This is a genomic window from Xanthomonas vesicatoria ATCC 35937, assembly GCF_001908725.1.
Classification (GTDB): domain Bacteria; phylum Pseudomonadota; class Gammaproteobacteria; order Xanthomonadales; family Xanthomonadaceae; genus Xanthomonas; species Xanthomonas vesicatoria.
On the sequence record NZ_CP018725.1, the window covers coordinates 3,963,234 to 3,985,678 of the forward strand.

The window sequence follows — 22,445 nt, forward strand, 5'->3', positions numbered from 1 at the left end:
ATGCCCATCGCCCACACACTGCCGTTGTCCTCGGGTGCACGTGCCAGCCGCGCCGCATTGCCGCGCGCACCGCAGTTGTCGGCACTGGGCACGGTGCTGTGTTTGTATCGTCCCGCGCTGGGCAATGAACTCGATGGCTGGCAGCGCGCGGTCGACGCGGCCGCCTCACGCCAGGTGGACAGCGATGGCGTGCGCGAAAGCATCTGGTTCTTCGGTGCCGACGGCCAATGCTGTTGGCGGCTGTACCTGTTGCCGGACAGCGATTTCTTGAATTGGGATCGCCTGGTCTCGCGCTTGCCGCCACTGCCGACGGAAGCGCACGGCCTGGGCGTGGGCGAGCGCTTGTGGCGTCGGCTGGCCGGACGCATGCGCGGTGAGAGCTGGCGGTTGAGCGCACTGCGTTTGCAGTCCACCGCCAGCCGCCAGCCGGCGCTGGTGGCCAGCCTTGCCACCGTGTCCGCGCTCGGCGCGGAGGTTGCCGCGCGCCTGGCCCACGAAGAGGGTATCGACGGGCGTGTGGCAGTGGACGATTGCTGCTGCGCACGCGCTGCCGCCTCGCGCGCTGTGCAGGCCAGCTCGCACGGTACCGATCCCGCTGACATGACCACGTCGCTGCTGCGCCTGCGCCGCTGACGTTCCCACGACCACGACCGAGAGTTCCGATGAACCGATTGTCCCCGCGTTTTCCTGCAATGATGCTGAGCCTGTTACCGGTAGTCGCTGCTGCGGCTGCAGACCCAGAGCGCGATCGCCAGAGCATCCTGGCGATGCAAGGCGAATACGCGGTGGATTTCGCCTTCGACGAAACCGTGTTGCTCAAGCCCGGCTACGAGCGCGCGTCGGCGATGCGCAGCGGCGCCAACGAGGTGGTGATCGTGGTGGAAGACACGCCACGCAAGATCGTGTTGCAACACCTGCTGGTGGATGAAAAGACCAAGCACGTGACCAAACACTGGCGGCAGGATTGGGTTTACCAGGCGCCGCAGCGTTTCGAATTCAGCTCCGATCAGACCTGGCAGGTGCGCGCAGTACCGGCGGCGGTGACGGCTGGCGCCTGGACCCAATGCGTCTTCGAGGTGAGCGATGCGCCGCGCTACTGCGGCACCGGGCGCTGGGACTACGCCGATGGTCACCCGACCTGGACCAGCGACCCGAGCTGGCGCCCGTTGCCGCGCCGCGAATACACCAAGCGCAGCGACTACAACGCGCTGTCGGTGATCAACCGGCATACGCTCACGCCCAACGGCTGGACCCACGAACAGTTCAACACCAAGGTGCTGCGCAAGCCCGATGGCGGCCAGGAAGCCATCGTGCGCGAGTTCGGCTTCAACGATTACCGCAAGACCACCGATGTCGACTTTGCACCGGCCTACGCTTATTGGAAGGGCACGCAAGGCTACTGGGCCAAGGTGCGCACGCGTTGGGCCAGGCTTCTCGACACGTCGCCCGGCCTGCACCTGAAGACAAAGCCGGACGGCATGGCAATGATCATGCCGATGTTTGAACAGGCCGAGACCGTGCAGAAGGGCAAACCGGTCAAGGACGCGCAGATCGACGCGGTGTTCGCGCAGTGGGTGGAACCAGCGAACTAACCATCGGCTGTCGCAGGAGCACGCCCGGGCGCGACCTTGCGTCCTGGTGACGCCCGTCGTGCCCAGGCGCGCTCCTACAGGCCAGGAGGCCTTATTCCTTGAACATCAAAAACGCGGCCACCAGAATCAAGCCGAACGCCGCCCAGTGATTCCACTTCAGCGACTGGCCCAGGTAGAAGGTCGAGAAGCCGGCGAACACCAGCAACGTGATCACTTCCTGCATGCCCTTGAGCTGCGGCGCCGAATACACCGCGCTGCCCAGTCGGTTGCCCGGGACCTGCAGGCAGTATTCGAAAAACGCGATACCCCAGCTGACCAGAATCGCGATCATCAGCGGCGTGCTTTTGTACTTCAGATGCCCGTACCAGGCGAACGTCATGAACACGTTGCTGGCGAGCAGCAGCAGGATCGGGTACAGGTACGCAGTGAAGGCGGTGGTGGGCATGACGGCGGAAGGCAGGAAAGGGGCCGGCAGCATAAGCCAGCGCCGTTAAGCGCACGCGACCGTGCCGACGGGCTCGCTCTGGCGGGCTTGCTCTAGCGCTGCATGCCCCAACGCCGCACGGTGAGCCGTTCGATGGCCTGGAACACCACGCCTTCCACCAGCAGTCCCAGCACGATCACCATGGCCAGGCCGGCGAACACCTTGTCGGTGTAGAGCTCATTGCGGTTCTGGAAGATGTACCAGCCCAGGCCGCCCTGGCCGGAGGTAGCGCCGAACACCAGCTCGGCAGCGATCAGGGTACGCCAGGCGAAGGCCCAGCCGATTTTCAGCCCGGACAGGATTGCCGGCAGCGCGGCGGGAATCAGCAACTGCGCCACGTAGCGCGGCCCACGCAATCCGTAATTGCGCCCGGCCATGCGCAGGGTGTCCGGCACCGCCTGGAAGCCGGCGTAGGTGGTCAGCGCCAGCGGCCACAGCACCGAGTGCACCAGGACGAATACCAGGCTGCCGGTACCCAGCCCGAACCACAGCAGGGCCAGTGGCAGCAGCGCGATGGCCGGCAGCGGGTTGAACATCGCCGTCAGCGTGCCCAGCACATCGCGGCCCCAGCGCGTGGAGGCGGCCAGGGCGGTCAGTACGAAGGCAAGCAACACGCCAAGCGCATACCCCTGCGCCAGCACCCGCAATGAGGCGCCAACCCGGCGCAGCAATTCGCCCGACAACAGCCCGTCGTAGAACGCGCGTGCGGTCTGCCATGCGCTGGGCAGCATCAGGTCGTCGCCAACCACGCGTGCGGCGATTTCCCAGGCTGCCATCAGCACCACCAGCACCAGCGCTTTGCGCACCCATGGCGGCGCCCGCCAACGCGCGGGCGCCGCAGTGGCGACCAGTGCGGGGTCCAGCGGCTGCACGGCCAGTTCGTACTCGGCGCGTACCGGCGGGAGCGGGGGCAGCCGGGCGGCAGTGCTGCGGCTCATGGCAGCGCCTCGCGTTGACGGATGGCCGGGCGACGTAACGGCGCTACCTTCTCGTTGTCGAGCGCGGCGTCGGGCAGGTCGAACAGCAAGCGGTGAATGCGCTGCGCGGTTTGCTGAAACGCCACGCTGCCGGCACTGTGCGGACCGAACGCGTGCGCGTTGAGTTCGGCGCGCACCTGGCCGGGATGGGGCGACAGCAGCAATACGCGGTTGCCGACCACCAGCGCTTCTTCGATGGAATGGGTGACGAACAACAGGGTGAAGCGCAATTGCTCCCACAGCTCCAGCACCTGCGCCTGCATGCGCGAGCGCGTCAGCGCGTCCAGCGCGGCGAACGGCTCGTCCATCAACAGCACCCGCGGACGCATTGCCAGCGCGCGTGCGATGGCAACGCGCTGCTTCATGCCGCCGGACAACGTGTGCGGGTAAGCCTCGGAAAACGCGCTCAATCCGACCTGCGCCAGGCTGTCGTCGGCACGCTCGCGTGCTTCGGCGCGGCTCAGCTGGCGCGCTGTGCGCAGGCCGAACACCACGTTCTCGCGCACGCTCTTCCACGGTGCCAGTTGGTCGAACTCCTGGAACACCACCACCCGATCCGGCCCGGGTCCGGTCACCGCGTGTCCGTCAAGACGGATCTGTCCTTCGCGCGGGTTGACGAAGCCGGCCACCGCCTTGAGCAAGGTGGACTTGCCGCATCCCGACGGCCCCAGCAGGACGAAGCGATCGGCTTCATGCACGTCGAAGCGCACCCGATGCGTCGCGCGCACCACGCGCTGCGCGGACGCGTATTCCAGGCTGACATGATCGACTTGCAGCAGCGGCACACGCATCGCTCAGCTCCCGTCCGCAATCAGCGGATCGTCGAAGAAATAATCGCCCACCTTGGCGGGCGCCTGCTTGATCGCACCGCTGTGCTGCATGAACTTGCCCAGCTTCAGCGTGTTCTGCGGCGCCACGGTGAAGTGCACCTTGGGGTCCTTGAGGATCTGCAGGACCAGCGCGCGATCGATGCTTGAACCATTGCGACGCAAGAAGATGTCCGCCGCCTGCTCCGGGTGCGCGGTGACGAAGGTCGCCGCCTGGTCCAACGCGGCCACAAACGCGCGATAGGTCTTGGGGTTGTCGTGGCGGAACTTCTCGGTCGCGTACAACACCGTGGCCGACGATGGCCCGCCTTCGATGTCGTAGGAGCTGGTGACGATATGCGCGGCCGGGTTGCGCGCAAGCTCCTGCTCCTGAAACGGCGGGCTGGCAAAATGCGCGGTGATTTCGGTGCGGCCACGGATGAGCGCCGCGGCGGCATCCGGGTGTGGCAACGCTACCTGCAGCGGGTCCAGCTGATGGGTGCCCTTGTCGCCCCAGCGCTGTTGCGAGGCATGCTGCAGAAAGCGCGACTGCACCGACACGCCGGTGGCCGGCACCGCTATGCGGTCCTGCGGCGTGAAGTCGCCAATGCTCTTGATGCGCGGATTGTTGCTGATCAGGTAGTAAGGGAAATTGCCCAGCGAGGCCACGCCACGCACATTCTGCCGGCCATGGGTACGGTCCCAAATCGTGAATAACGGCCCGACGCCCGCGCCTGCGATATCGATCGAGCCGGTGAGCAATGCATCGTTGACCGCCGCACCGCCGGACAACTGCAGAAACTGCACGTCGATGTCCACGCCAGCGGCCTTGCCTTGCTGCTCGATCAGCTTCTGATCCTGTGCCACGTCCAGCAGCAGGTAGACGATGCCGAACTGCTTGGCGATGCGCAGCTTTCCTTCTGCCTGCGCAGTGGCACTCAGCAGCAACGGCAGTGCGGCCAGCAACAACACTGCGACGCGCTTGGAGACTGTGCGGCGTTTGCAAGGCGCGTGAGAGGTGACGGTCAAACGCATTCGGCGCTCCAGTCGAAGGGGGAGGGGACAGGCGTGCGCTCAGAACGGCGCATCGCCTTCGATGGTGGTGCGGTTGAGCCGGCGCCGCAGGTGATCGGGCGTGCCCGCGGCCAGATGCATGACCGAGCGGTTGTCCCAGAACACCATGTCGTACGGCTGCCATTGATGCCGGTACACCAATGCATCGTGGGTACTGTGTTCGAACAGTGTCTGCAGCAACGCTTCGCTTTCGTCTTCGGGCAAGCCGACGATGCGGGTGGTGAAGTGCTCGCTGACAAACAGCGCCTTTTGACCGGTTTCCGGATGCGTGCGCACGATAGGGTGCTGCACCGGTTTTACTTCGGCAATCTGTTCGGGCGTCAGTGCAGGGCGCCACGGGTTGCGTGCGCGCAGCTCTTCGTATTTGGCGAGGTAACTATGTTCGGCACGCAGATCCTGCACGCGGCGTTTGAGCGGCTCGGGCAGCGTGTGCCAGGCCAGATGCTGATTGGCGAACAAGGTGTCGCCACCTTCGCTGGGCAGTTCCTGCGCGTGCAGCAGCGAGCCCAGGCTTGGCGTTTCCTTGTACGACAGATCCGAATGCCAGTAATGCCCGGCATCGCCTAGCCCGATCGGCTCGCCGTTTTCCTTGATGTTGGACACCACCAGCACTTCCGGATGCCCGGGTAGCTGGAAGTTGCGCAACACATGGATCTGCAACGGCCCGAAACGACGGCTGAAATCCACCTGCTGCGCAGGCGTGATGCGCTGATCGCGGAACACCAGCACGTGATGGTCCAGATGCGCCTGATGGATGCGCGCAAAGGTGGTGGCATCCAGTGGCTGCGACAGGTCCAGCCCCAGGACTTGCGCACCCAGCGGCGCATCGAACGGCACGATCCGCACGCCGGACGCCTGTGCAGCGGTGGCATCGTTGCGCAGCGATTGCACGCGCGCTGCAGAACTCACGCTAGCCATGACGGTCGCACCTCGACGACAGCAAAGGCCGCCCGAACGGCGACCGGACTGGTCACTCTAGGCAGTCATGCCGCCGCTGCGAACGTACGATTTGCAAGGTGCTTATGCGCTGCGGATATATGCGTCGCGACACTGGCCACGTCTATCGCGGCGGCACAGGCCCCGCGCTCCATGATGGTGGGTCATGGAGCGCCTCTGGTGGCGCATTCCGCAGCCAATCTTCAACACTTGGCCGCGCCTATGGCCTGCCTTATTCGGTGCGCAGCGCCAATGCCGGGGGCGTGGAGAGGATGCGCCGCGTGCCCGACCAGCCTGCGAGCAAGCTCAATGCCAGCCCGAATGCACCACCCAGCAGCAGCCGCGGCCAATCCGGCGCCAGCGCGATGTCGAACGCCTGCTGCCCGACCACCGCGCCGATGACGGCCGCAGCCGTGACCGCCAGGCCCGCGGCCAGCAGCCCCAATGCGCCGAATTCCACCAGCACCGCGCCACGCAATTGCCCACGCCGTGCGCCCAACGTGCGTAGCACCGCGCTGTCGTAGCGGCGCTCGCCTGCGGTGGCCTGCAACGCGGCCAGCAGCACCAGTACGCCGGCCAGCAGGCTGAAGCCCATCACCAGTTGCGCGGCCTGCGCCACCTGGTCGATCACCTCGCGCACGCGGCCCAGGATGGCATCGATGTCCAGCACCGAGATATTGGGGTAGTCGCGGCTCAGCGAGGCCAGCTTGGGCGCACTACCGGGCGGCAGATGGAAGGCGGAAATCAGGTTGTACGGCGCATCGCCCACCGCGCCTTCGTTGAGCAGCAGGAAGAAGTTGACCCGGAACGAATCCCAATCGGCCTTGCGGATGCTGGTGACGGTGAAGCTGCGCTGTTGCTCGCCCAGCAACAAGGTGATGCGGTCGCCGAGCTTGAGCTGATAGCGCTGTGCCCAGCCTTCTTCCACCGACGCTTCCGCTGCGGTGCTGTCGGCTGTCCAGAACTTGCCCTGCAACAGCGTATTTGCCGGCGGAAATGCATGGCGCCAGGAAAAATTGACCGGGCGGTTGTCGCCGTCGCCATCGTCGGCCGGGTCGCGGTCGCCGCGGACCGGCGGCTTGTCGTTGATCGCCACCAGGCGACCGGTGGAAAACGGCTCTACCGCCGCGTCCTCCACACCCAGGCCACGCAAGGTCTGCAATACCGGCTCGGTCTGCTCGGGCTGGATATTCATCAGGAAGTAGTTGGGCGTGTCCGCCGGCAAACGGTCGCGCCATTGGCCAAGCAGGCCCGGGCCGACCACCGCCAGCAGCAGCAGCGCGCACAACGACAGCGACAGGCCGACCAACTGCACCACGCTCAATCCGCGGCGGCGCGTCAGCGAGGCCAGGCCCAGCTTCCAGGCGCCGCGCAGGCGGTGCTGGATCGGCCGCAACAACGCCAGCAATCCCAGTCCCAGCAACATCGCCACCACCGCCAGCGCGGCCAGGCCGCCCAGCACCCAGCCGGCCAGCACCAGGTTGCCTGTGGCATACACGGTCAGCGCCAGCGTTGCCGCCAATGCGGCGGCGTACACCAGCAGGGAGCTCGGCGGCACTGCGGCAAAGCTGCGGTTGAGCACGCGCATCGGCGGCACATTGCGCAGCCGCAGCAGCGGCGGCAGGCCGAAGCCCAGCAACAGCACCAGCCCGATGCCTGCACCGGCCAGGGCCGGGGTGGCCTGCGGCAACGGCAGCCGGTTCGGAATCAGGCTGCCCAGCGCCTGCACCAGGCCTTCCTGCGCCAGCATGCCCAGCCCGATCCCGACCAGGCAGGCCGGGATCGCGGTCAACAACAATTGCAGCGACAGCATCGCCAGGATGTCGCGCTGCTTGGCGCCCAGGCAGCGCAGCACTGCCACGGTGTCGATGCGGCGCATCGCGAACCGGTTGGCCGCCAGCGCAGTGGCCACGCCGGACAGCAGCACTGCCAGCAAGGCCGACAAGGCCAGGAACCGGCCGGCGCGATCGAACGCTGCGCGCATGCCGCGCTGGGTGTCTTCGATGCCGACCAGGCGATATTCGCTGGCGCGCGGCTTGAGCCAGGCGCGCAGGTCGGCGATCGCATCCGGCGCACCGGCGAACATCAGCCGGTACGAAGCGCGACTGCCGGGGCCGAGCAGTCCGGCGCCGTCGATATCGGCGCGATTGACCAACAACGGCGGTGACAGCTGCATCAGTTCGCCGGATGCATCCGGCTCGGCACGCAGCACGCCGGTGATGGTCAGATGGCCGGCGCCGAATTCCAGCTGCTCGCCCACCCGCAGGCCCAGCGCCTCGAGCAGACGCGGGTCGGCATAGGCCTGACCCGGCGGCGGCGCCGTGGCAGGTTTGCCTTCGACGCCGCTGCCGTCCTTGGACACCAGCAACTGTCCCCGCAGCGGGTAACCGGCGCCGACGCCGCGGATGTTGGCCATCTGGCTGGACTCGCCATGGAACAACACGCTGGGGAAGCTGACCATGCGCGTATGTTGCAGGCCGCGTCGCTGCGCCTCGTCGGCAAAGTCGGCCGGAATCTCCTGGCGTCCGGTCACGCCCAGGTCACCGCCGAGCACCTCGGCCGCGCTGGAGGTCAGCGCCAGGGTCACCCGATCGACCAGCGTGCCGACGGCCGTCATCACCGCCACGCCCAGCACCAGCGCGGCGAACACGGTCAGCAGGTCGCCGGCCAGGAATTCGCGGCGCACGGCGCGCGCGGCTTGGCGCAGCACGTTCATGCGGCCGAACCGGGCTGGGCGTGCAGGCGGCCGCTGTCGATGCGGTAGATGTGATGGCAGCGCTGCGCCAGGGTCATGTCGTGGGTCACCAGCACCAGCGTGGTGTCGCTGGTGGCATTGAGCGCAAACAGCAGGTCGCTGATCTGCGCGCCAGTGGTCTGGTCCAGGCTGCCGGTGGGCTCATCGGCAAACAGGATCCGCGGTTTGGCCACGAACGCGCGAGCTAGCGCCACACGTTGCTGCTCGCCGCCGGACAGCTGGCGCGGGTAGTGGCGCGCGCGCGCGCTGAGACCGACCGCCTCCAAGACCTCGCGCACCCGCGCCGGATCCTCGCGCCCGGCCAGTTCCAGCGGCAACGCGATGTTTTCTTCGGCGGTCAGCGCCGGCAGCAGATGGAAGCTTTGGAACACGAAGCCCACCTCACGCGCGCGCAGGGCGGCACGCGCTTCTTCGTCGAGCTGGCCCAGATCCTGGCCGGACAGCGCAATGCTGCCGCGGCTGGGCAGGTCCAGCCCGGCGAGCAGGCCGAGCAGCGTGGTCTTGCCCGAACCGGACGCACCAACAATCGCGATACTGTCGCCTTCACTGACCGTCAAGCTCACGTTGTCGAGGATGTGGAGTGTTCCCTCCGGTCCACTGACGGATTTACCGACTTCGCGGACGTCGATGGCGGTGCGGGTGCTGGAGCGGGGGGCCAGACTGTCGATGAGGAATCTCCGAATGCGTGAAAGAACACTGCGATATGGCGCGCTGGTCCTGTGGCTGCTGACACTCTCCCTGCTCGCGCCGGGGATTGCCTCTGCCAGAAGTCCGGTGACGACCGCGCCGATCCTGGTGGTGGGCGACAGCCTGAGCGCTGCGCACAACATCCCGGTGCAGTCCGGCTGGGTCACCTTGCTCGACCAACGCCTGAAGCGTGACATGGCGACGCCACCGGCAGTCGTCAATGCCAGTATCAGCGGCGAAACCACGTCCGGCGCATTGACCCGGTTGCCCGGACTGTTGCAAAAGCATCGCCCCGGCGTGGTGGTGATCGAGCTAGGTGGCAACGATGCGCTGCGCGGGCTGACCCCGGCCCAGCTCAAGGGCAACCTGGAAAAGATGATTCAACTCAGCCAGCAGGCCGGCGCCAAGGTACTGTTGCTGGGCATCGACGTGCCGCCCAACTATGGCCCGGCCTATCGCGAGCGTCTGAAAGCCACCTACGCCGATCTGTCCAAACAGTACAACACCGCGCTTGTGCCGTTCTTTCTGGAAAAGGTGGCCTTGCAGCCCGGATTGATGCAGGCCGACGGCCTCCACCCGACCGCTGCGGCTCAGCCCAGGGTGCTGGAAACGGTATGGCCGGCGTTGCGCCCGATGCTGACCCGCTGAACCAGCGCGTCACATGACGTTATCTGGTCTTCACGTGCTTTCCACCGCCGATCCGGCATGTTTCACAAAGCTGAAGACCGAGGAAAGTCCATGCGTCAGACCAAGGAAACGTCCGGCCTCGTGCTGGTCGTCGAAGACAACCGCAATATCTCTGAAATGATCGGCGAATACCTGGAAGGCCGTGGCTTCGAGGTCGACTATGCGCAGGATGGGCTGGACGGTTACCGTCTGGCCGCCGAGAACAGCTACGACGTCGTCGTGCTGGACCTCATGCTGCCACGCCTGGACGGTATCGAAGTGTGTCGTCGCCTGCGTAACGACGCACGCAAGTCCACGCCGGTGCTGATGCTGACCGCCCGCGACACACTGGACGACAAGCTCACCGGCCTGGGTTTCGGTGCAGACGATTATCTGACCAAGCCTTTCGCGATTCAGGAACTGGAAGCACGTCTGCGTGCCTTGATCCGTCGCGAGCGACGTCAGGTGGGTTCGGAAGTGCTCAAAGTCGCCGACCTGGTGCTCGACCCGGTCAGCATGCGTGCCACCCGTGCCGGCACCGAGCTGCAGCTCTCGCCGATCGGTCTGCGCCTGCTCACCATCCTGATGCGCGAATCGCCGCGCGTGGTGACCCGCCAGGAAATCGAGCGCGAGATCTGGGGCAATGGGTTGCCCGATTCGGACACGCTGCGCAGCCATCTGTACAACCTGCGCAAGATCATCGACAAGCCGTTCGATCGCCCGCTGCTGCACACCGTGCAGAGCGCCGGCTATCGCATTGCCGACATCGCCCAGCCGATGGCCTGATGTCGCCAGCCGGCCGCCACCTGGCGGCCGGCTGATCCTGTAGGCGCACACGCGCGCTCGTTCCCCCGTGCTGCCGCCTGGTTGCACGACGGACTTACGGAAGCGTTGCCTATAATCCGGCGCTCTCCCCTGGATGCAGCAATGCCACACGGGCTCCCGAGAAAAATACGTCTTGCCTTCCTGCTTCAGGTCGCGCTGGCGAGCCTGGCCATCGTGCTAGGCGGGTATCTGATTTCCTTTGTGATTAAGTACAGCCTGGTGCGCACTGTGCTTGCCGACGAGGCAGTGCACTTCTGGCGCATGCACAGGAGTACGCCGGACCACCGTCCGCCCAATACACGCAATATCCAAGGATATTTCTCGCCTGCCGGTACTACCGCCAATGCGGCGCCGCGCGCGCTGCAGGCACTGTCCCCGGGTTTCAGCGAGGTAGGGGCAGCCGATGCGCTGGTCTATGTGGATCAACGTCCCGAAGGGCGCCTGTATCTGGTATTTCCGCGTTCGCGTGCCGCGCATCTGACGTGGTGGTTCGGCGTTGTGCCCGCCATCATCGTGCTGCTGGGAATCTATGGGGTTTCCTGGTTCACCTACCGCGTTTCCAAGCGCCTGGTGTCGCCGATCAGCTGGCTCGCGCGACGCGTGTCGCACTGGGATCCGCGCAATCCCGATGTGGACGAGCTGTCGCCGGAGCGGTTACCAGCAGAGCTGCAAGGTGAAACTCGGCAGTTGGCCGCCGCATTGCATGCCCTTGGCCAACGCGTCAGCGATCACGTCGCGCGCGAACGCAACTTCACCCGCGATGCCAGCCATGAGCTGCGCACACCACTGACAGTGATCCGTGTGGCCAGCGACATGGCACTGGCTGACGACGAACTGTCGCAACGTACCCAGCGTAGCCTGCGTCGCATCCAGCGTGCCGGCCGCGACATGGAAGCGGTGATCGATGCCTTCCTGATCCTGGCGCGCGAAGCGGAGATCGATCCGCAAAGCGAAACCTTCGACGCGGCAGAGCTGGCAAGCGAGGAGGTCGAGAGCGCCCGCGAATTGCTCGGCGACAAGCCGGTCTCCTTACGTATGGTCGGCGAGGGCAGCCTGCAGATGTTCGCGCCGCCGCGGGTGATGCGGGTGGTGCTGAGCAATCTGTTGCGCAACGCCTGCGCCTATACCGACACCGGCAGCATCGAGGTGGAAGTCACCCAGGACCGCATCGTGGTGCGCGATACCGGTATCGGCATGAGCGAAGAGGCGCGTGTGCGTGCATTCGAGCCGTTTTTCCGCGCTGATCCCACGCGCCCGCAGGGCACTGGGCTGGGCTTGTCGATCGTGCGGCGGCTGTGCGACCGCTTCGGTTGGCGGATCGAACTGCATAGCGAAGCAGGTGTGGGGACCTCGGTGGCGGTGGTGGTGGCATAAGCCGCTTGCGGTTTGCCAAGCGCGTCGTTGCGGACCGATAGCAGCGTCACGAGGGTAGCAGGTGCGCATGGGTGGCCATGCGCCGGATGTGCCGAACGATTCGCATCGCTTCATGCGCCGGGCCGTTTGGACGGGTTGGCGTTGCGTGCGGTGGCGATGATTCAGATGGCTACTGCAATACCACGGCGCCCAGCATCCACGCCGCCGCGCGCTGCATCCTTGCTGCGCCCGATGTGCATGAGGCTTCCTGTGGTCCGTCGCTTCAGCGCCAACCAGCCGATCCGATGGCCTGCGCCCTCAGATCGCTCAGCCAACGCCCTATTTTTGTTCCAACACAGGCGCCACCGCCTTGCGCCAAAGGGCATAACCGTCTGCAGTCATATGCAGCATGTCATCGCGAAACAGTTCGGAGCGCGGCTTGCCGCTGGCATCGAGCATGGGCGTGTAGACATCGACAAAATCCACACGCGGCAGCGGCGCGAGTGCGTCCTTGATCAGGCGATTGGCGGCGATGACCGACGGCAGCAACTGCGCACGCGAGGGGCTGGGTTTGATCGACAGATAGCTGATGCGCGTATCGGGCAGGTCGCGCCGGATGCGTGCCACGAACGCCACCACGTCATCGCGCACCTGTTCGGGCGTGCGGCCGCTGTTGAGATCGTTATCGCCGGCATACAGCAGCACCTGACGTGGCGCATACGGGATCACGATGCGGTCGGCGTACCAAGTGCTGTCGCGCACTTCCGAACCGCCGAAGCCGCGGTTGATGACCGGCTTACCTGGGAAATCCTGCGCCAGGGTGTCCCAGAAGCGGATCGACGAACTGCCGACAAAGACGATGCCGTGTCTGGGCGGCGGCTGGCGCGCATCGCTGGCGGCAAAGCGCTGCATGTCCTCTTCCCAGGCCGTGTTGGACACCTGGGCGGGCACCGCAGGCATGGCGTACGGAGCCTGATGGGCCTGCGCGATGGCCTGGCTGGAGAGCAATGCAAGGCTGCACAGCAGTGTGCGCAAGGTGGATCGAGTCATGTGGAAGGCCTACAACAATGAAGCGGGCTGCCCATGGTGCAGCAGTCTGCAAGCTGACGGCAAACTCGGCCGTGGCTGGCGATACGCACCATCACCGTGCAAGATTCGCACTTTCCCCAGCAGCGGCCACACCATGCGTTTTCCCCGTCCCCTGACACGCCCTTGCGGCCGGAAGCACTGAGGCATGGCCGATCAATTAGGACACGTGCCGCGCGGACCGCGCCGCATGCTCAAGGCCGCGATCTGGTCGTGGCAGGGCTTGCGTGCTGCCTGGTTGCACGAATCCTCGTTCCGCCTGGAAGTCTGCCTGGCCGTGGTCATGGCCCCAATGGGCATCTGGCTGGGTCAGTCGCCGCTGGAGCGCATCGCGCTGATTGCACCGTTGTTGATCGTGCTGGCCGCCGAGCTGTTGAATTCGGCCATCGAGGCTGTGATCGAACGCTATGGCCCCGAGCACCACGTGCTCGCCGGCCGCGCCAAGGACATGGGCTCGGCAGCGGTGTTCCTACTTTTGATCAATGTGGTGCTGTGCTGGGGATTGATCCTGTTGCCGCGGGTCTTTTGAGGACAGACATCTACTGATGTTCTCCGTTTGTGCGCCTGCATCGCTCACTGTGCGCCGGTGCGCTCGGCAGGATCAAGCACAACTGTGTCTTCCCATGGACGTTGCCCGCCACATTCGTAAGGACGCCGTTCGTCTGGCTTCAGGCGATCCGCTTGGAGACGTTTGTCGGTTCGGGTAAGGCACGATCTGTGTGTGGATGCATGCTGCTGACAGGAGCTGGCAGTGGCGGGCGTGGCGCCATCACCATGAAGGGCCGATGGACATGCTTGCGTATGTCTCTGGTGTGCAGCGTCACCTTGCACGCCAGGCAGGCGCATGTGTATGCCGGCTTGACCTGACGCATGGCATGCTGCGGCTCTCTTTCAACGGAATCGCCTGCATGTCTGTCCTGATGCGTGCCCTGGTATTGCTGCTCCTGACCGCCTCGCTGTCGGGTTGCGGGTACAACGCGATCCAGCAAAAGGAAGAGGGCGTCAAGGCCGGTTGGTCGGAGGTCCTCAATCAGTACCAGCGTCGTGCCGACCTGATTCCCAACCTGGTGCGCACCGTGCAGGGATATGCACAGCAGGAGCGTCAGGTGCTGACCGAAGTGACCAATGCGCGTGCACGTGTCGGGCAGATCCAGGTCAATGCCGATGACGAAGCCTCGCTCAAGCGTTTTCAGCAGGCGCAGGGCGAACTGGGCAGCGCGTTGTCGCGGTTGCTGGTGGTCAGCGAAAATTACCCGCAGCTCAAGTCCGACCAGTCGTTCCGCGACCTGCAGGTGCAGCTGGAAGGCACCGAGAACCGCATCACCGTGGCGCGCGGCCGTTACATCCAGACCGTGCAGGACTACAACACCTACATCCGTTCGTTCCCGCAGGTGATCACCGCCAAGATCTTCGGCTACCAGCCCAAGCCGAATTTCAGCGTGGAAAACGAAGCGCAGATCTCGCGTGCGCCGCAGGTGGATTTCGGCAATCAGCAAGCGCCGCAGCAACAACCGCCACAGCAGCAACCGCCTCAGCAGCAACTGCCACAGCAGCAACCGCCTCAGCAGCAACTGCCACAGCAGCAACCGCAGCCTGCGCAGTAAACAGATGCACCTGCGCAGTCTAAATACTGCATGGTGTGCTGCAGGGAATGTTGAGTGAATCGCTACCTAGGCGAAGGCGACCAAGCTGTCGCCTGCCTGATCAACCAACGTTCAAATGCAGGCAATCAATCCCCTATCCCTCGCGGGAGGGACTGGGGTTGTGGTTGGAGGCGGAGGTGTCGTGTAACGACTCTGTCAGTAGCTTCGCCCATGCCCTTATGCGCCCCTTCGGGACACCTTCTCCCGCAGGGAGAAGGAAGAGCTAGTTGTCAGTGCTGATTAACCATCAGCTATTAGGTAGGAGTTGGTCATGCGGAAAACGCACATGTGGGTGTCTTGGATAATGGCGTTATTACTGCTGCCTACCGCGGTGCTGGCGCAGGATCTTGCGGCCATCCCACCTCTGCGCTCGCCAGTGGTCGACGTCACCGGCACCCTGGATGCGGCACAGATCCAGCAGCTTGAGCAGCAGGCTCTGGCGTTGCAGCAACGCAAGGGCGCGCAGCTGCAGATCCTGATCGTGCCGACCACCCAGCCGGAGGCGATCGAGCAGTACGCCCAGCGGGTGTTCGATCAATGGAAAATCGGGCGCAAGGGCGTGGACGATGGCGTGCTGTTGCTGGTGGCCAAGGATGATCGCCGCGTCCGCATCCAGCCCGGTTATGGCCTGGAGGGCGTCATCCCCGACATCGTGGCCAACCGCATCATCCAGGAGTATCTGGCGCCGCGTTTTCGCGAGGGCGACTACGGCGGCGGCATTCGCGACGCGACCGCGACGCTGGCCGGCCTGATCGAAGGCGAAGCGCTGCCGGCCCCGGTCAGCGGGCACGCCGATAGCGGCGTGGGCGATGGTGCACGCGGTGGCGGCTGGATCATGGCGTTGTTTATCGGATTTGTGGTCGCCATGGTGGCCCGCGGCATCCTCGGCGCTTTGCCGCGGCCATTGCGCGCCGTGTTGACCGGTGTCGCCGCCGGCGGTGCCGCCCTGGTGTTCACGTCGTTGCTGTTCGCCAGCGCCGGTGCAGCCGTCATCGGCCTGTTGGCAGGCCTGACCTCCGGCTCGCCGGGGCGCTTTGTCGGCGGCGGTGGCTGGGGCGGCGGTGGATTTGGAGGATTCGGGGGCGGTGGCCGTGGCGGTTTTGGCGGCGGCTGGGGCGGCGGCGGTGGATCATCGGGAGGCGGTGGCGCCTCGGGGAGCTGGTAATGCGGTGGCTCAGGCATCTCTTCGCGCCATCGGCGCAGCGCAGGTTTCCAGCCGGTTGCATGGAGACGATCGCGGCGGCCGTGGCAGCCAGCGAGCGCACCCATACCGGCCAGATCATGGTGGCGGTCGAGGCGGACCTGCCGCTCGGGGCGCTGTGGCGCGGGCACACCGCTCGCCAGCGCGCCGAACAGGCGTTCGCCCAGCTGCGTACCTGGGACACCGAAGCCAATAACGGGGTGCTGATTTATCTGTTGCTGGCCGACCACGCCATCGAAGTGGTTGCCGACCGCGGCCTGCGCAGCCAGGTGCCGGAGGCGCAGTGGGCGGAGGTGTGCCGGCGCATGCAGCAATTCCTGCGCGAGCGCCAGTACGAGGCGGCCGTCCTGGCCGGCATCGAAGCGGTGACCGAGCTACTGGTCGCGCATTTCCCGCGTGCCGCCCACGTGCAGCATGAAGACGAGCTGCCCGATCGGCCACAGCTCTTAGGCTGAGAGCGTGCGAGGTGTCAGAATAGACGCCTCGCTTTTTTGTGATACGTGGTCCGCATGATCTATCTGCACGCCATCGACCCCATTGCCTTCTCGCTTGGCCCGGTGCAGGTGCACTGGTACGGCTTGATGTACCTGGCCGCCTTCTTCTCGGCCTGGGGGCTGGGCCGCTCGCGCATCCTGCGCGGCCGTCTGCCCGGCGTGGACATGGACGGGTTCTCCGACCTGCTGTTCTACGGCATGCTCGGCGTGGTGCTGGGCGGGCGCATCGGCTACATGCTGTTTTATGCGTTCGAGACGTTCCTGGCCAATCCGCTGATCCTGTTCAAGGTGTGGGAAGGCGGCATGAGCTTCCACGGAGGCCTGCTGGGCGTATTGATCGCCTGCTGGCTGTGGGCGCGCAAGCATCGTCTGCACTTCTTCGACGTGATGGATTTTGTCGCGCCGCTGGTGCCGCTGGGCCTTGGCTTCGGGAGGCTCGGCAATTTTGTCGGCGGCGAGTTGTGGGGCAAGTTCACGCAGGCGGGCTGGGGCGTGATCTTTCCGCATGCCCCCGAACTGGCCGACATCGCGCCAGCGCAGATTCATGCGCAATACGCCGCAGGTGCCTTGGATCGCTTCGCACGTCACCCATCGCAGCTGTACGAGGCCGTGCTGGAGGGCGTGGTGATGTTTGTCGTGTTGTGGGTATTTTCGATGAAGCCGCGTGCACGCTATGCGGTGTCGGGGCTGTTTGCGTTGCTGTACGGCGTGTTCCGCTTCATCGTGGAATTCGTGCGCGTGCCGGATGCGCCGATCGGCTATCTGGCGTTCAACTGGCTGACGATGGGCCAGATTCTGAGCTTGCCGTTGATTGCGGTGGGCCTGATCTTGCTGGCGATGTCGCGCCGTGCGCCGGTCTTGCAGCCGGTGGTGCCGGCCGTGGAGGCCGCGAAGTGAAGCCGTATCTGGATCTGTTGCGGCATGTGCTGGAACACGGCGCCGAAAAGTCCGACCGCACCGGCACCGGCACGCGCAGCGTGTTCGGCTGGCAGATGCGCTTCGATCTCAACGCCGGCTTTCCGCTGGTCACCACCAAGAAGCTGCATCTGCGCTCGATCATCCACGAGCTGCTGTGGTTCCTGCAGGGCGATACCAATATCGGGTATCTGAAAGACAACCAGGTGCGTATCTGGGACGAATGGGCAGACGACAACGGCGACCTTGGCCCGGTCTACGGCAAGCAGTGGCGGCGCTGGACCGGCCCTGACGGCGTCGAGATTGACCAGATGCAGTGGCTGGTGGATGAGATCAAACGCAACCCGGATTCGCGTCGCCTGGTCATCAGCGCCTGGAATGTCGGCGAGCTGTCGCAGATGGCATTGATGCCGTGCCATAGCCTGTTCCAGTTCTATGTGGTCGACGGCAAGCTCAGCTGCCAGCTCTACCAGCGCAGCGGCGACATTTTTTTGGGTGTGCCGTTCAACATCGCCAGCTATGCGCTGCTCACGCACATGGTGGCGCAGGCCACCGGGTTGGGCGTGGGCGATTTCGTACATACGCTGGGCGACGCGCATCTGTATGCGAACCACTTCGACCAGGCGCGCGTGCAGCTGACACGCGCCCCGCGCGCGCTGCCAACCTTGCGCCTGAATCCGGAAGTCACCGATCTGTTCGCGTTCCGCTTCGAGGACATTGCCATTGAGGGCTACGACCCGCATCCGGCGATCAAGGCGCCGGTGGCGGTGTAAGCCTGATCTCAACGGACGAGACGCAGGCTGATCTCCATTGGACAAAGAAGAGGCGTGTCATGGCGAAGAATTCGAACAAGGCACGAGAGAAACTTGCCGACTCGCTGATGGCGATGCAGGCAAGTCTGTTCGTTAATCTGACAAGCATTGTTCTCATCGCGCCGATCGGATTTTTCGGGATTGCCTTCTACAAAGGTGAGCGACTGGAGTTGACGAGAGTGCTAGGCGAGCAATCGCAGGCGGCATTGGGTGCCATCTTCCTGCTCTACCTTGCGACTCTGTTCTTTGGGATGCTTGGCAGGCATGCTGCAATGAAGATCTATAACGAGCTGTATCCAGACACATGAAGCTGATTCTGGTCGTTGCGTTCGACCGTAACAATGCCATCGGGCGCGATAACGATTTGCCGTGGAAGCTGCCGGACGATCTCAAGCGCTTCAAGGCGCTGACGATGGGCAAGCCGATTCTGATGGGGCGCAAGACTGCGCAGTCGCTCGGGCGCGCGCTGCCAGGGCGCCTGAATCTGGTGCTGACGCGCTCGGGGCAGGTGCCGTTCGCGGGCATGCACGCGGTGGCATCGGTGGATCAGGCGATCGAACGTGCCGGGCAGGGCGGCGCGCAGGAATTGTGCGTGATCGGCGGTGGCGAGGTGTATCGCCTGACGATGGAGCGCGCCGACGTGCTGGCAGTGACCGAGGTCGACACCGCGGTGGAAGGCGCCGACACGCACTTCCCCCCGATCGACCCGGCGGTGTGGGTGCCAACGCATCGCCATGTGCATGCGGCCGACGACCGACATGCATTTGCGTTTTCCTTTGTGGATTACCTGCGGCGCTGAGCCGGCAAGGATGCGGCGCGCGATCGGCGCGCCAGGTTCAATGCGGCTTACTCAGGAACGCCGCCACCTTGCGGCTTGGCTGGCGCGGCGTTGCCGTTGCCGACATTCCCCGCATTGCCGCGCCCACGGCCTCGCCCGCGCTGGCGGCCCTGGCCTTCGCGTGGACGCCGCGGTGCATTCGCGGCAGGTGCGGTCGGGGCAGTGACCTCGCGTCCCGGCACCTGCACCACGCGCAGTTCGTCGGTATCCAGTTGCAGGGCGGTGAGTTTGCCGCCCCACACCGCGCCGGTATCGATGGCATGCACGCCCTGAGTAATGGTCAGCCCCAGCGCAGACCAATGTCCGCACACGATCTTGAGATCGCGCTCGACCCGGCCCGGCACTTCGAACCACGGATACAGACCCTGTGCCTGCGTGCCCGGCGTGCCCTTGTCGTCGGTGGCGATGCGGCCGCGCGGCGTGCAATAGCGCATGCGCGTGAACAGGTTGATGATCGCGCGGCTGCGGTCGTACCCACTCAGGCCGGGCGACCAGCCCGGCTGATCGCCGTACATGTTGCGCAATAGTTTGCGATAGCCGCCGCCCTGCAGCTGCTGCTCGACTTCGCGCGCGTGTTTTTCGGCAAGCTGCGTGGTCCACTTCGGCGCCAGCCCCGCATGGATCATCATCCAGCCCAGTTCGCGGTCCACGTGCGCCAGCTTCTGCATGCGCAGCCAGTCCAGCAGCACGTCGCGGTCCTCGGCCAGCACGATGCGCTGCAGATCCGGGTTGACCTTGCGCTGCTCTTCTTCCGAACGCGCACCAATCGCCAACAGCGACAGGTCGTGGTTGCCCAGCACCACCACGCTGTGCGCGCGCAGCGAATGCACCAGCCGCAGCGTTTCCAGCGATTGGCCGCCGCGGTTGACCAGATCGCCGCAGAACCACAGCGTGTCCTGTGCAGGATCGAAATTGATCTTCTCCAGCAATCGCTGGGTAATGTCGTAGCAGCCTTGCAGGTCGCCAATTGCCCAGACGCTCATCGCGTGCGCTCCATCAATCCAGCGGTCATCAGTGCAGCGTCCTGGGTACGCTCAGCACGAAGGCGGCGATCGGGGCGGTGAATTCGGTGCCATCGTCGGCCACCATGTCGTAGTGGCCTTGCATCTGGCCCTGCTCGGTTTCCAGCAGCACACCGGAGGTGTAATGGAAGGCTTCGCCGGGGCGTAGCCACGGCTGCTCGCCGACCACGCCTTCGCCGTCCACCTCTTCGGTGCGGCCGTTGGCATCGGTGATCTGCCAATGGCGTGCGATCAGGCGTGCAGGCACAGCGCCCGCGTTGTGGATGCGGATGCTGTAGGCGAAGGCATAGCGGCCCTCTTCCGGGGTCGATTGATGGGCGAGGAAGCGCGGCGACACCTCGACCTCGACCCGATAGCGGGGATCATCTTGCATGGGAAAAGTCTAAATAAAACAGTGTGGGAGCGGCGCTCAAGCCAGCTCGACATTGGCCAGCCGGATGAAATCGGCGACCTCGAGTTGTTCGGCGCGGGCATCCGGACGCACGCCGGCTGCCTCAAAATGCGCGGGTTCGCACACGGTGGACAAGGCATTGCGCAATGTCTTTCGACGCTGCCCGAAGCCGGCGCGCACCACATCGGCAAAGCGGCGGCGGTCGTTGATCATGACCGTCGCCGGGTCGCGCGGCACTAATCGCACCACCGCCGAGTCCACCTTCGGTGGCGGCCGGAATGCGCCCGGCGGCACCACGAACAGCGCGGTGACTTCGCAGTACGCCTGCAGCATTACGCTGAGCCGGCCGTAGACCTTGCTGCCGGGACCGGCGGCCATGCGGTCAACCACTTCCTTCTGCAGCATGAAGTGCATGTCGGCCACCGCAGCGGCGTGGTCCAGCGCATGGAACAGGATCGGCGAGGAGATGTTGTAAGGCAGGTTGCCGACCAGCCGGATCGGCGTGCCGTTGGCCACGTCGGTGAAATCCACGCTGAGCACGTCGCGATGGATGATGCTCAGTTCGCCGATCGGCGCGGCCGCCTCGGTCAACGGTGCGATCAGGTCGCGGTCGAATTCGATCACGGTCAGTGCGCCGTGCTTGCGCAGCAGCGGGAAGGTGATGGCGCCCTGTCCGGGGCCGATTTCGACCAGGTGCTGGCCGGCGCGCGGGTCCACCGCCTGGACGATCCGGTCGATGTAATACCGGTCGGCAAGAAAGTGCTGGCCAAGCGACTTCTTGGCCGGTGCGCTGAAGGAAGAATTCATGCGCGCAGTTTAACGGAGCCGGCGGCTGCACGCGGCGTCGGTGCTGCGTGTCAGGCTGCAACAGTTAACTGACTCGCATAGCCTGCGGCAATCGCGCACCAGCGGCGCGGTGTTAGCTGCGTGCCGCCAGACGGGCGCATAACGCAGTGGCCGCCATCAGGCTGGACGGATCGGCGATGCCGCGTCCGGCCAATTCCAGCGCGGTGCCGTGATCCACCGCCACGCGCGGGTAGGGCAGGCCCAGGGTGATGTTCACCGCTTGCTCGAAACCGCTGTATTTGAGTACCGGCAGGCCCTGGTCGTGGTACATCGCCACCACCGCGTCGAAGCCACGCAGCTTCTGCGGCAGGAATGCGGTATCCGCCGGCAACGGGCCGATCAATTGCATGCCTTCGCCACGCAGCTGCGTCAGCAGCGGGATGATGATGTCCAGTTCTTCGCGGCCCAGGTGGCCGTCCTCGCCTGCATGCGGGTTGAGGCCGAGCACGGCGATACGCGGATGTTCCAAGCCGAAGTCGCGATGCATCGCGGCATGGGTGATGCGCAGGCAGCGCTCAACCGCGTCGGCAGTGATCGCATCGGCCACCGCGCGCAGCGGCAGGTGCGTGGTCACTAGCGCCACACGCACGATGCTGTTGGCCAGCATCATCACCACCGGGCATTGGGCCTGCTCGGCCAGCAATTCGGTGGTGCCGGTGTAGGCGATACCGCCAGCATTGACGACCGCCTTGTGCACCGGGCCGGTCACGATGCCTTGCAGGTGGCCGGCAAGGCAGTCGCCTGCAGCGGTCCGCAGGCCGGCAATGACGGCCGCTGCATTGGCCGGGTCGGCAGTGCCGAAGCGGGTCGGGACGGTTTGGCGAATCGGAAACAGCGGCAAATCGCCAGGCATGCGTGCCGGCTGGTCTGGGTCGAGCAAGCGCACAGACAAAGACAGCGCCTTTGCGGCGCTGTTCAGGGTATCGGGGTCGGCGTAAGCAACCAGCCGCGCATCGGAGCGCGGCTGCTGGACGAGCCGGATGCACAGCTCCGGCCCGATTCCGGCCGGCTCGCCTGGCACCAGCGCGAGCGACGGCACCAT

The 22,445-nt window shown here is 65.2% G+C and carries 25 protein-coding genes; 13 read left to right on the forward strand and 12 right to left on the reverse strand.

The annotated features are described in order from the left end of the window. Entirely contained in the window at positions 1-633 is a 633-nt protein-coding gene (locus tag BJD12_RS17125) for a hypothetical protein (protein ID WP_005990223.1), read from the forward strand. Between the two features lie 29 nt (positions 634-662). Beyond that, the gene (locus BJD12_RS17130) at positions 663-1,592 is read left to right on the forward strand and encodes a DUF6607 family protein (protein WP_042827768.1); all 930 of its coding nucleotides are present in this window, start codon (positions 663-665) and stop codon (positions 1,590-1,592) included. A gap of 91 nt (positions 1,593-1,683) precedes the next feature. Here the strand turns inward: BJD12_RS17130 and BJD12_RS17135 are convergent, their stop codons facing one another. The 7 genes from BJD12_RS17135 to BJD12_RS17165 form a co-directional block, all read right to left on the reverse strand. Further along, entirely contained in the window at positions 1,684-2,037 is a 354-nt protein-coding gene (locus BJD12_RS17135; RefSeq protein WP_039425729.1) for a DMT family protein, read from the reverse strand. A gap of 92 nt (positions 2,038-2,129) precedes the next feature. Next, complete coding sequence (locus BJD12_RS17140; RefSeq protein ID WP_005990228.1) at positions 2,130-3,014, reverse strand: ABC transporter permease; 885 nt, start codon at positions 3,012-3,014, stop codon at positions 2,130-2,132. Next, positions 3,011-3,844 (reverse strand): ABC transporter ATP-binding protein, encoded by an 834-nt coding sequence (locus tag BJD12_RS17145; RefSeq protein WP_005990230.1) that lies wholly within the window; start codon positions 3,842-3,844, stop codon positions 3,011-3,013. Before BJD12_RS17145 ends, BJD12_RS17140 begins: the two co-directional genes overlap by 4 nt. Positions 3,845-3,847: 3 nt before the next feature. After that, positions 3,848-4,894: an ABC transporter substrate-binding protein gene (locus BJD12_RS17150; protein ID WP_005990232.1), complete on the reverse strand. Its 1,047-nt coding sequence runs from the start codon at positions 4,892-4,894 to the stop codon at positions 3,848-3,850. A 39-nt stretch (positions 4,895-4,933) separates the two neighbouring features. Then, entirely contained in the window at positions 4,934-5,851 is a 918-nt protein-coding gene (locus tag BJD12_RS17155) for a TauD/TfdA dioxygenase family protein (RefSeq protein ID WP_005990234.1), read from the reverse strand. 250 nt (positions 5,852-6,101) lie between these two features. After that, positions 6,102-8,585: an ABC transporter permease gene (locus BJD12_RS17160; protein ID WP_005990236.1), complete on the reverse strand. Its 2,484-nt coding sequence runs from the start codon at positions 8,583-8,585 to the stop codon at positions 6,102-6,104. Beyond that, on the reverse strand, positions 8,582-9,181 hold the full coding sequence (locus BJD12_RS17165) for an ABC transporter ATP-binding protein (RefSeq protein WP_042827770.1): 600 nt from the start codon (positions 9,179-9,181) through the stop codon (positions 8,582-8,584). Before BJD12_RS17165 ends, BJD12_RS17160 begins: the two co-directional genes overlap by 4 nt. Before the next feature lie 109 nt (positions 9,182-9,290). Between BJD12_RS17165 and BJD12_RS17170 the strand changes: the two genes are divergently transcribed. The 3 genes from BJD12_RS17170 to BJD12_RS17180 all read left to right on the forward strand — a co-directional run bounded on the left by BJD12_RS17170 (position 9,291) and on the right by BJD12_RS17180 (position 12,176). Then, on the forward strand, positions 9,291-9,959 hold the full coding sequence (locus BJD12_RS17170; protein ID WP_039426828.1) for an arylesterase: 669 nt from the start codon (positions 9,291-9,293) through the stop codon (positions 9,957-9,959). A gap of 90 nt (positions 9,960-10,049) precedes the next feature. Beyond that, complete coding sequence (locus BJD12_RS17175; protein WP_002811889.1) at positions 10,050-10,763, forward strand: response regulator transcription factor; 714 nt, start codon at positions 10,050-10,052, stop codon at positions 10,761-10,763. 141 nt (positions 10,764-10,904) lie between these two features. After that, positions 10,905-12,176: a sensor histidine kinase gene (locus BJD12_RS17180; protein WP_005990244.1), complete on the forward strand. Its 1,272-nt coding sequence runs from the start codon at positions 10,905-10,907 to the stop codon at positions 12,174-12,176. Positions 12,177-12,494: 318 nt separating this feature from the next. Here BJD12_RS17180 and BJD12_RS17185 read toward each other — a convergent pair whose 3' ends face one another. Beyond that, entirely contained in the window at positions 12,495-13,205 is a 711-nt protein-coding gene (locus tag BJD12_RS17185; RefSeq protein ID WP_005995171.1) for an SGNH/GDSL hydrolase family protein, read from the reverse strand. 184 nt (positions 13,206-13,389) lie between these two features. Between BJD12_RS17185 and BJD12_RS17190 the strand changes: the two genes are divergently transcribed. From BJD12_RS17190 to BJD12_RS17225, 8 genes are all read left to right on the forward strand, one after another. Further along, a complete protein-coding gene (locus BJD12_RS17190) occupies positions 13,390-13,770 on the forward strand; it encodes a diacylglycerol kinase (RefSeq protein WP_039427137.1) in 381 nt (126 codons plus the stop codon). 379 nt (positions 13,771-14,149) lie between these two features. Continuing rightward, positions 14,150-14,845 carry a LemA family protein gene (locus tag BJD12_RS17195; RefSeq protein ID WP_228997696.1) on the forward strand — a complete coding sequence of 232 codons (696 nt, stop codon included), beginning with the start codon at positions 14,150-14,152 and terminating at the stop codon, positions 14,843-14,845. A gap of 310 nt (positions 14,846-15,155) precedes the next feature. Further along, a complete protein-coding gene (locus BJD12_RS17200; protein WP_005995165.1) occupies positions 15,156-16,049 on the forward strand; it encodes a TPM domain-containing protein in 894 nt (297 codons plus the stop codon). Next, entirely contained in the window at positions 16,049-16,540 is a 492-nt protein-coding gene (locus tag BJD12_RS17205; RefSeq protein ID WP_005995164.1) for a TPM domain-containing protein, read from the forward strand. The genes BJD12_RS17200 and BJD12_RS17205 overlap by 1 nt, the downstream gene beginning before the upstream one ends. Positions 16,541-16,594: 54 nt before the next feature. Then, positions 16,595-17,476, forward strand: a complete 882-nt coding sequence (gene lgt / locus BJD12_RS17210) for a prolipoprotein diacylglyceryl transferase (RefSeq protein WP_005995162.1) — start codon at positions 16,595-16,597, stop codon at positions 17,474-17,476. Then, complete coding sequence (locus BJD12_RS17215) at positions 17,473-18,267, forward strand: thymidylate synthase (RefSeq protein WP_005995160.1); 795 nt, start codon at positions 17,473-17,475, stop codon at positions 18,265-18,267. The genes lgt and BJD12_RS17215 overlap by 4 nt, the downstream gene beginning before the upstream one ends. Before the next feature lie 59 nt (positions 18,268-18,326). After that, positions 18,327-18,614, forward strand: coding sequence for a hypothetical protein (locus tag BJD12_RS17220; RefSeq protein ID WP_005995158.1), 288 nt, complete (start codon positions 18,327-18,329; stop codon positions 18,612-18,614). Beyond that, positions 18,611-19,105 (forward strand): dihydrofolate reductase, encoded by a 495-nt coding sequence (locus BJD12_RS17225; RefSeq protein WP_005995156.1) that lies wholly within the window; start codon positions 18,611-18,613, stop codon positions 19,103-19,105. Before BJD12_RS17220 ends, BJD12_RS17225 begins: the two co-directional genes overlap by 4 nt. A 47-nt stretch (positions 19,106-19,152) precedes the next feature. On the opposite strand, the gene BJD12_RS17230 is transcribed toward BJD12_RS17225, so the two are convergent. The 4 genes from BJD12_RS17230 to pdxA all read right to left on the reverse strand — a co-directional run bounded on the left by BJD12_RS17230 (position 19,153) and on the right by pdxA (position 22,445). Next, complete coding sequence (locus BJD12_RS17230; RefSeq protein ID WP_005995154.1) at positions 19,153-20,127, reverse strand: symmetrical bis(5'-nucleosyl)-tetraphosphatase; 975 nt, start codon at positions 20,125-20,127, stop codon at positions 19,153-19,155. 28 nt (positions 20,128-20,155) lie between these two features. Further along, a complete protein-coding gene (gene apaG / locus BJD12_RS17235) occupies positions 20,156-20,539 on the reverse strand; it encodes a Co2+/Mg2+ efflux protein ApaG (RefSeq protein ID WP_005995152.1) in 384 nt (127 codons plus the stop codon). Between the two features lie 36 nt (positions 20,540-20,575). After that, positions 20,576-21,364: a 16S rRNA (adenine(1518)-N(6)/adenine(1519)-N(6))-dimethyltransferase RsmA gene (gene rsmA, locus BJD12_RS17240; protein WP_005995149.1), complete on the reverse strand. Its 789-nt coding sequence runs from the start codon at positions 21,362-21,364 to the stop codon at positions 20,576-20,578. Between the two features lie 112 nt (positions 21,365-21,476). Beyond that, complete coding sequence (gene pdxA / locus BJD12_RS17245) at positions 21,477-22,445, reverse strand: 4-hydroxythreonine-4-phosphate dehydrogenase PdxA (RefSeq protein ID WP_005995147.1); 969 nt, start codon at positions 22,443-22,445, stop codon at positions 21,477-21,479.

Bases quoted from the DNA above. Each gene is read 5' to 3' on its own strand.
- BJD12_RS17125 (WP_005990223.1), top strand. From the start codon at position 1: ATGCCCATCGCCCACACACTGCCGTTGTCCTCGGGTGCACGTGCCAGC.
- BJD12_RS17130 (WP_042827768.1), top strand. From the start codon at position 663: ATGAACCGATTGTCCCCGCGTTTTCCTGCAATGATGCTGAGCCTGTTA.
- BJD12_RS17135 (WP_039425729.1), bottom strand. From the start codon at position 2,037: ATGCCCACCACCGCCTTCACTGCGTACCTGTACCCGATCCTGCTGCTG.
- BJD12_RS17140 (WP_005990228.1), bottom strand. From the start codon at position 3,014: ATGAGCCGCAGCACTGCCGCCCGGCTGCCCCCGCTCCCGCCGGTACGC.
- BJD12_RS17145 (WP_005990230.1), bottom strand. From the start codon at position 3,844: ATGCGTGTGCCGCTGCTGCAAGTCGATCATGTCAGCCTGGAATACGCG.
- BJD12_RS17150 (WP_005990232.1), bottom strand. From the start codon at position 4,894: ATGCGTTTGACCGTCACCTCTCACGCGCCTTGCAAACGCCGCACAGTC.
- BJD12_RS17155 (WP_005990234.1), bottom strand. From the start codon at position 5,851: ATGGCTAGCGTGAGTTCTGCAGCGCGCGTGCAATCGCTGCGCAACGAT.
- BJD12_RS17160 (WP_005990236.1), bottom strand. From the start codon at position 8,585: ATGAACGTGCTGCGCCAAGCCGCGCGCGCCGTGCGCCGCGAATTCCTG.
- BJD12_RS17170 (WP_039426828.1), top strand. From the start codon at position 9,291: ATGAGGAATCTCCGAATGCGTGAAAGAACACTGCGATATGGCGCGCTG.
- BJD12_RS17175 (WP_002811889.1), top strand. From the start codon at position 10,050: ATGCGTCAGACCAAGGAAACGTCCGGCCTCGTGCTGGTCGTCGAAGAC.
- BJD12_RS17180 (WP_005990244.1), top strand. From the start codon at position 10,905: ATGCCACACGGGCTCCCGAGAAAAATACGTCTTGCCTTCCTGCTTCAG.
- BJD12_RS17185 (WP_005995171.1), bottom strand. From the start codon at position 13,205: ATGACTCGATCCACCTTGCGCACACTGCTGTGCAGCCTTGCATTGCTC.
- BJD12_RS17190 (WP_039427137.1), top strand. From the start codon at position 13,390: ATGGCCGATCAATTAGGACACGTGCCGCGCGGACCGCGCCGCATGCTC.
- BJD12_RS17195 (WP_228997696.1), top strand. From the start codon at position 14,150: ATGTCTGTCCTGATGCGTGCCCTGGTATTGCTGCTCCTGACCGCCTCG.
- BJD12_RS17200 (WP_005995165.1), top strand. From the start codon at position 15,156: ATGCGGAAAACGCACATGTGGGTGTCTTGGATAATGGCGTTATTACTG.
- BJD12_RS17205 (WP_005995164.1), top strand. From the start codon at position 16,049: ATGCGGTGGCTCAGGCATCTCTTCGCGCCATCGGCGCAGCGCAGGTTT.
- lgt (WP_005995162.1), top strand. From the start codon at position 16,595: ATGATCTATCTGCACGCCATCGACCCCATTGCCTTCTCGCTTGGCCCG.
- BJD12_RS17220 (WP_005995158.1), top strand. From the start codon at position 18,327: ATGGCGAAGAATTCGAACAAGGCACGAGAGAAACTTGCCGACTCGCTG.
- BJD12_RS17225 (WP_005995156.1), top strand. From the start codon at position 18,611: ATGAAGCTGATTCTGGTCGTTGCGTTCGACCGTAACAATGCCATCGGG.
- BJD12_RS17230 (WP_005995154.1), bottom strand. From the start codon at position 20,127: ATGAGCGTCTGGGCAATTGGCGACCTGCAAGGCTGCTACGACATTACC.
- apaG (WP_005995152.1), bottom strand. From the start codon at position 20,539: ATGCAAGATGATCCCCGCTATCGGGTCGAGGTCGAGGTGTCGCCGCGC.
- rsmA (WP_005995149.1), bottom strand. From the start codon at position 21,364: ATGAATTCTTCCTTCAGCGCACCGGCCAAGAAGTCGCTTGGCCAGCAC.
- pdxA (WP_005995147.1), bottom strand. From the start codon at position 22,445: ATGGTGCCGTCGCTCGCGCTGGTGCCAGGCGAGCCGGCCGGAATCGGG.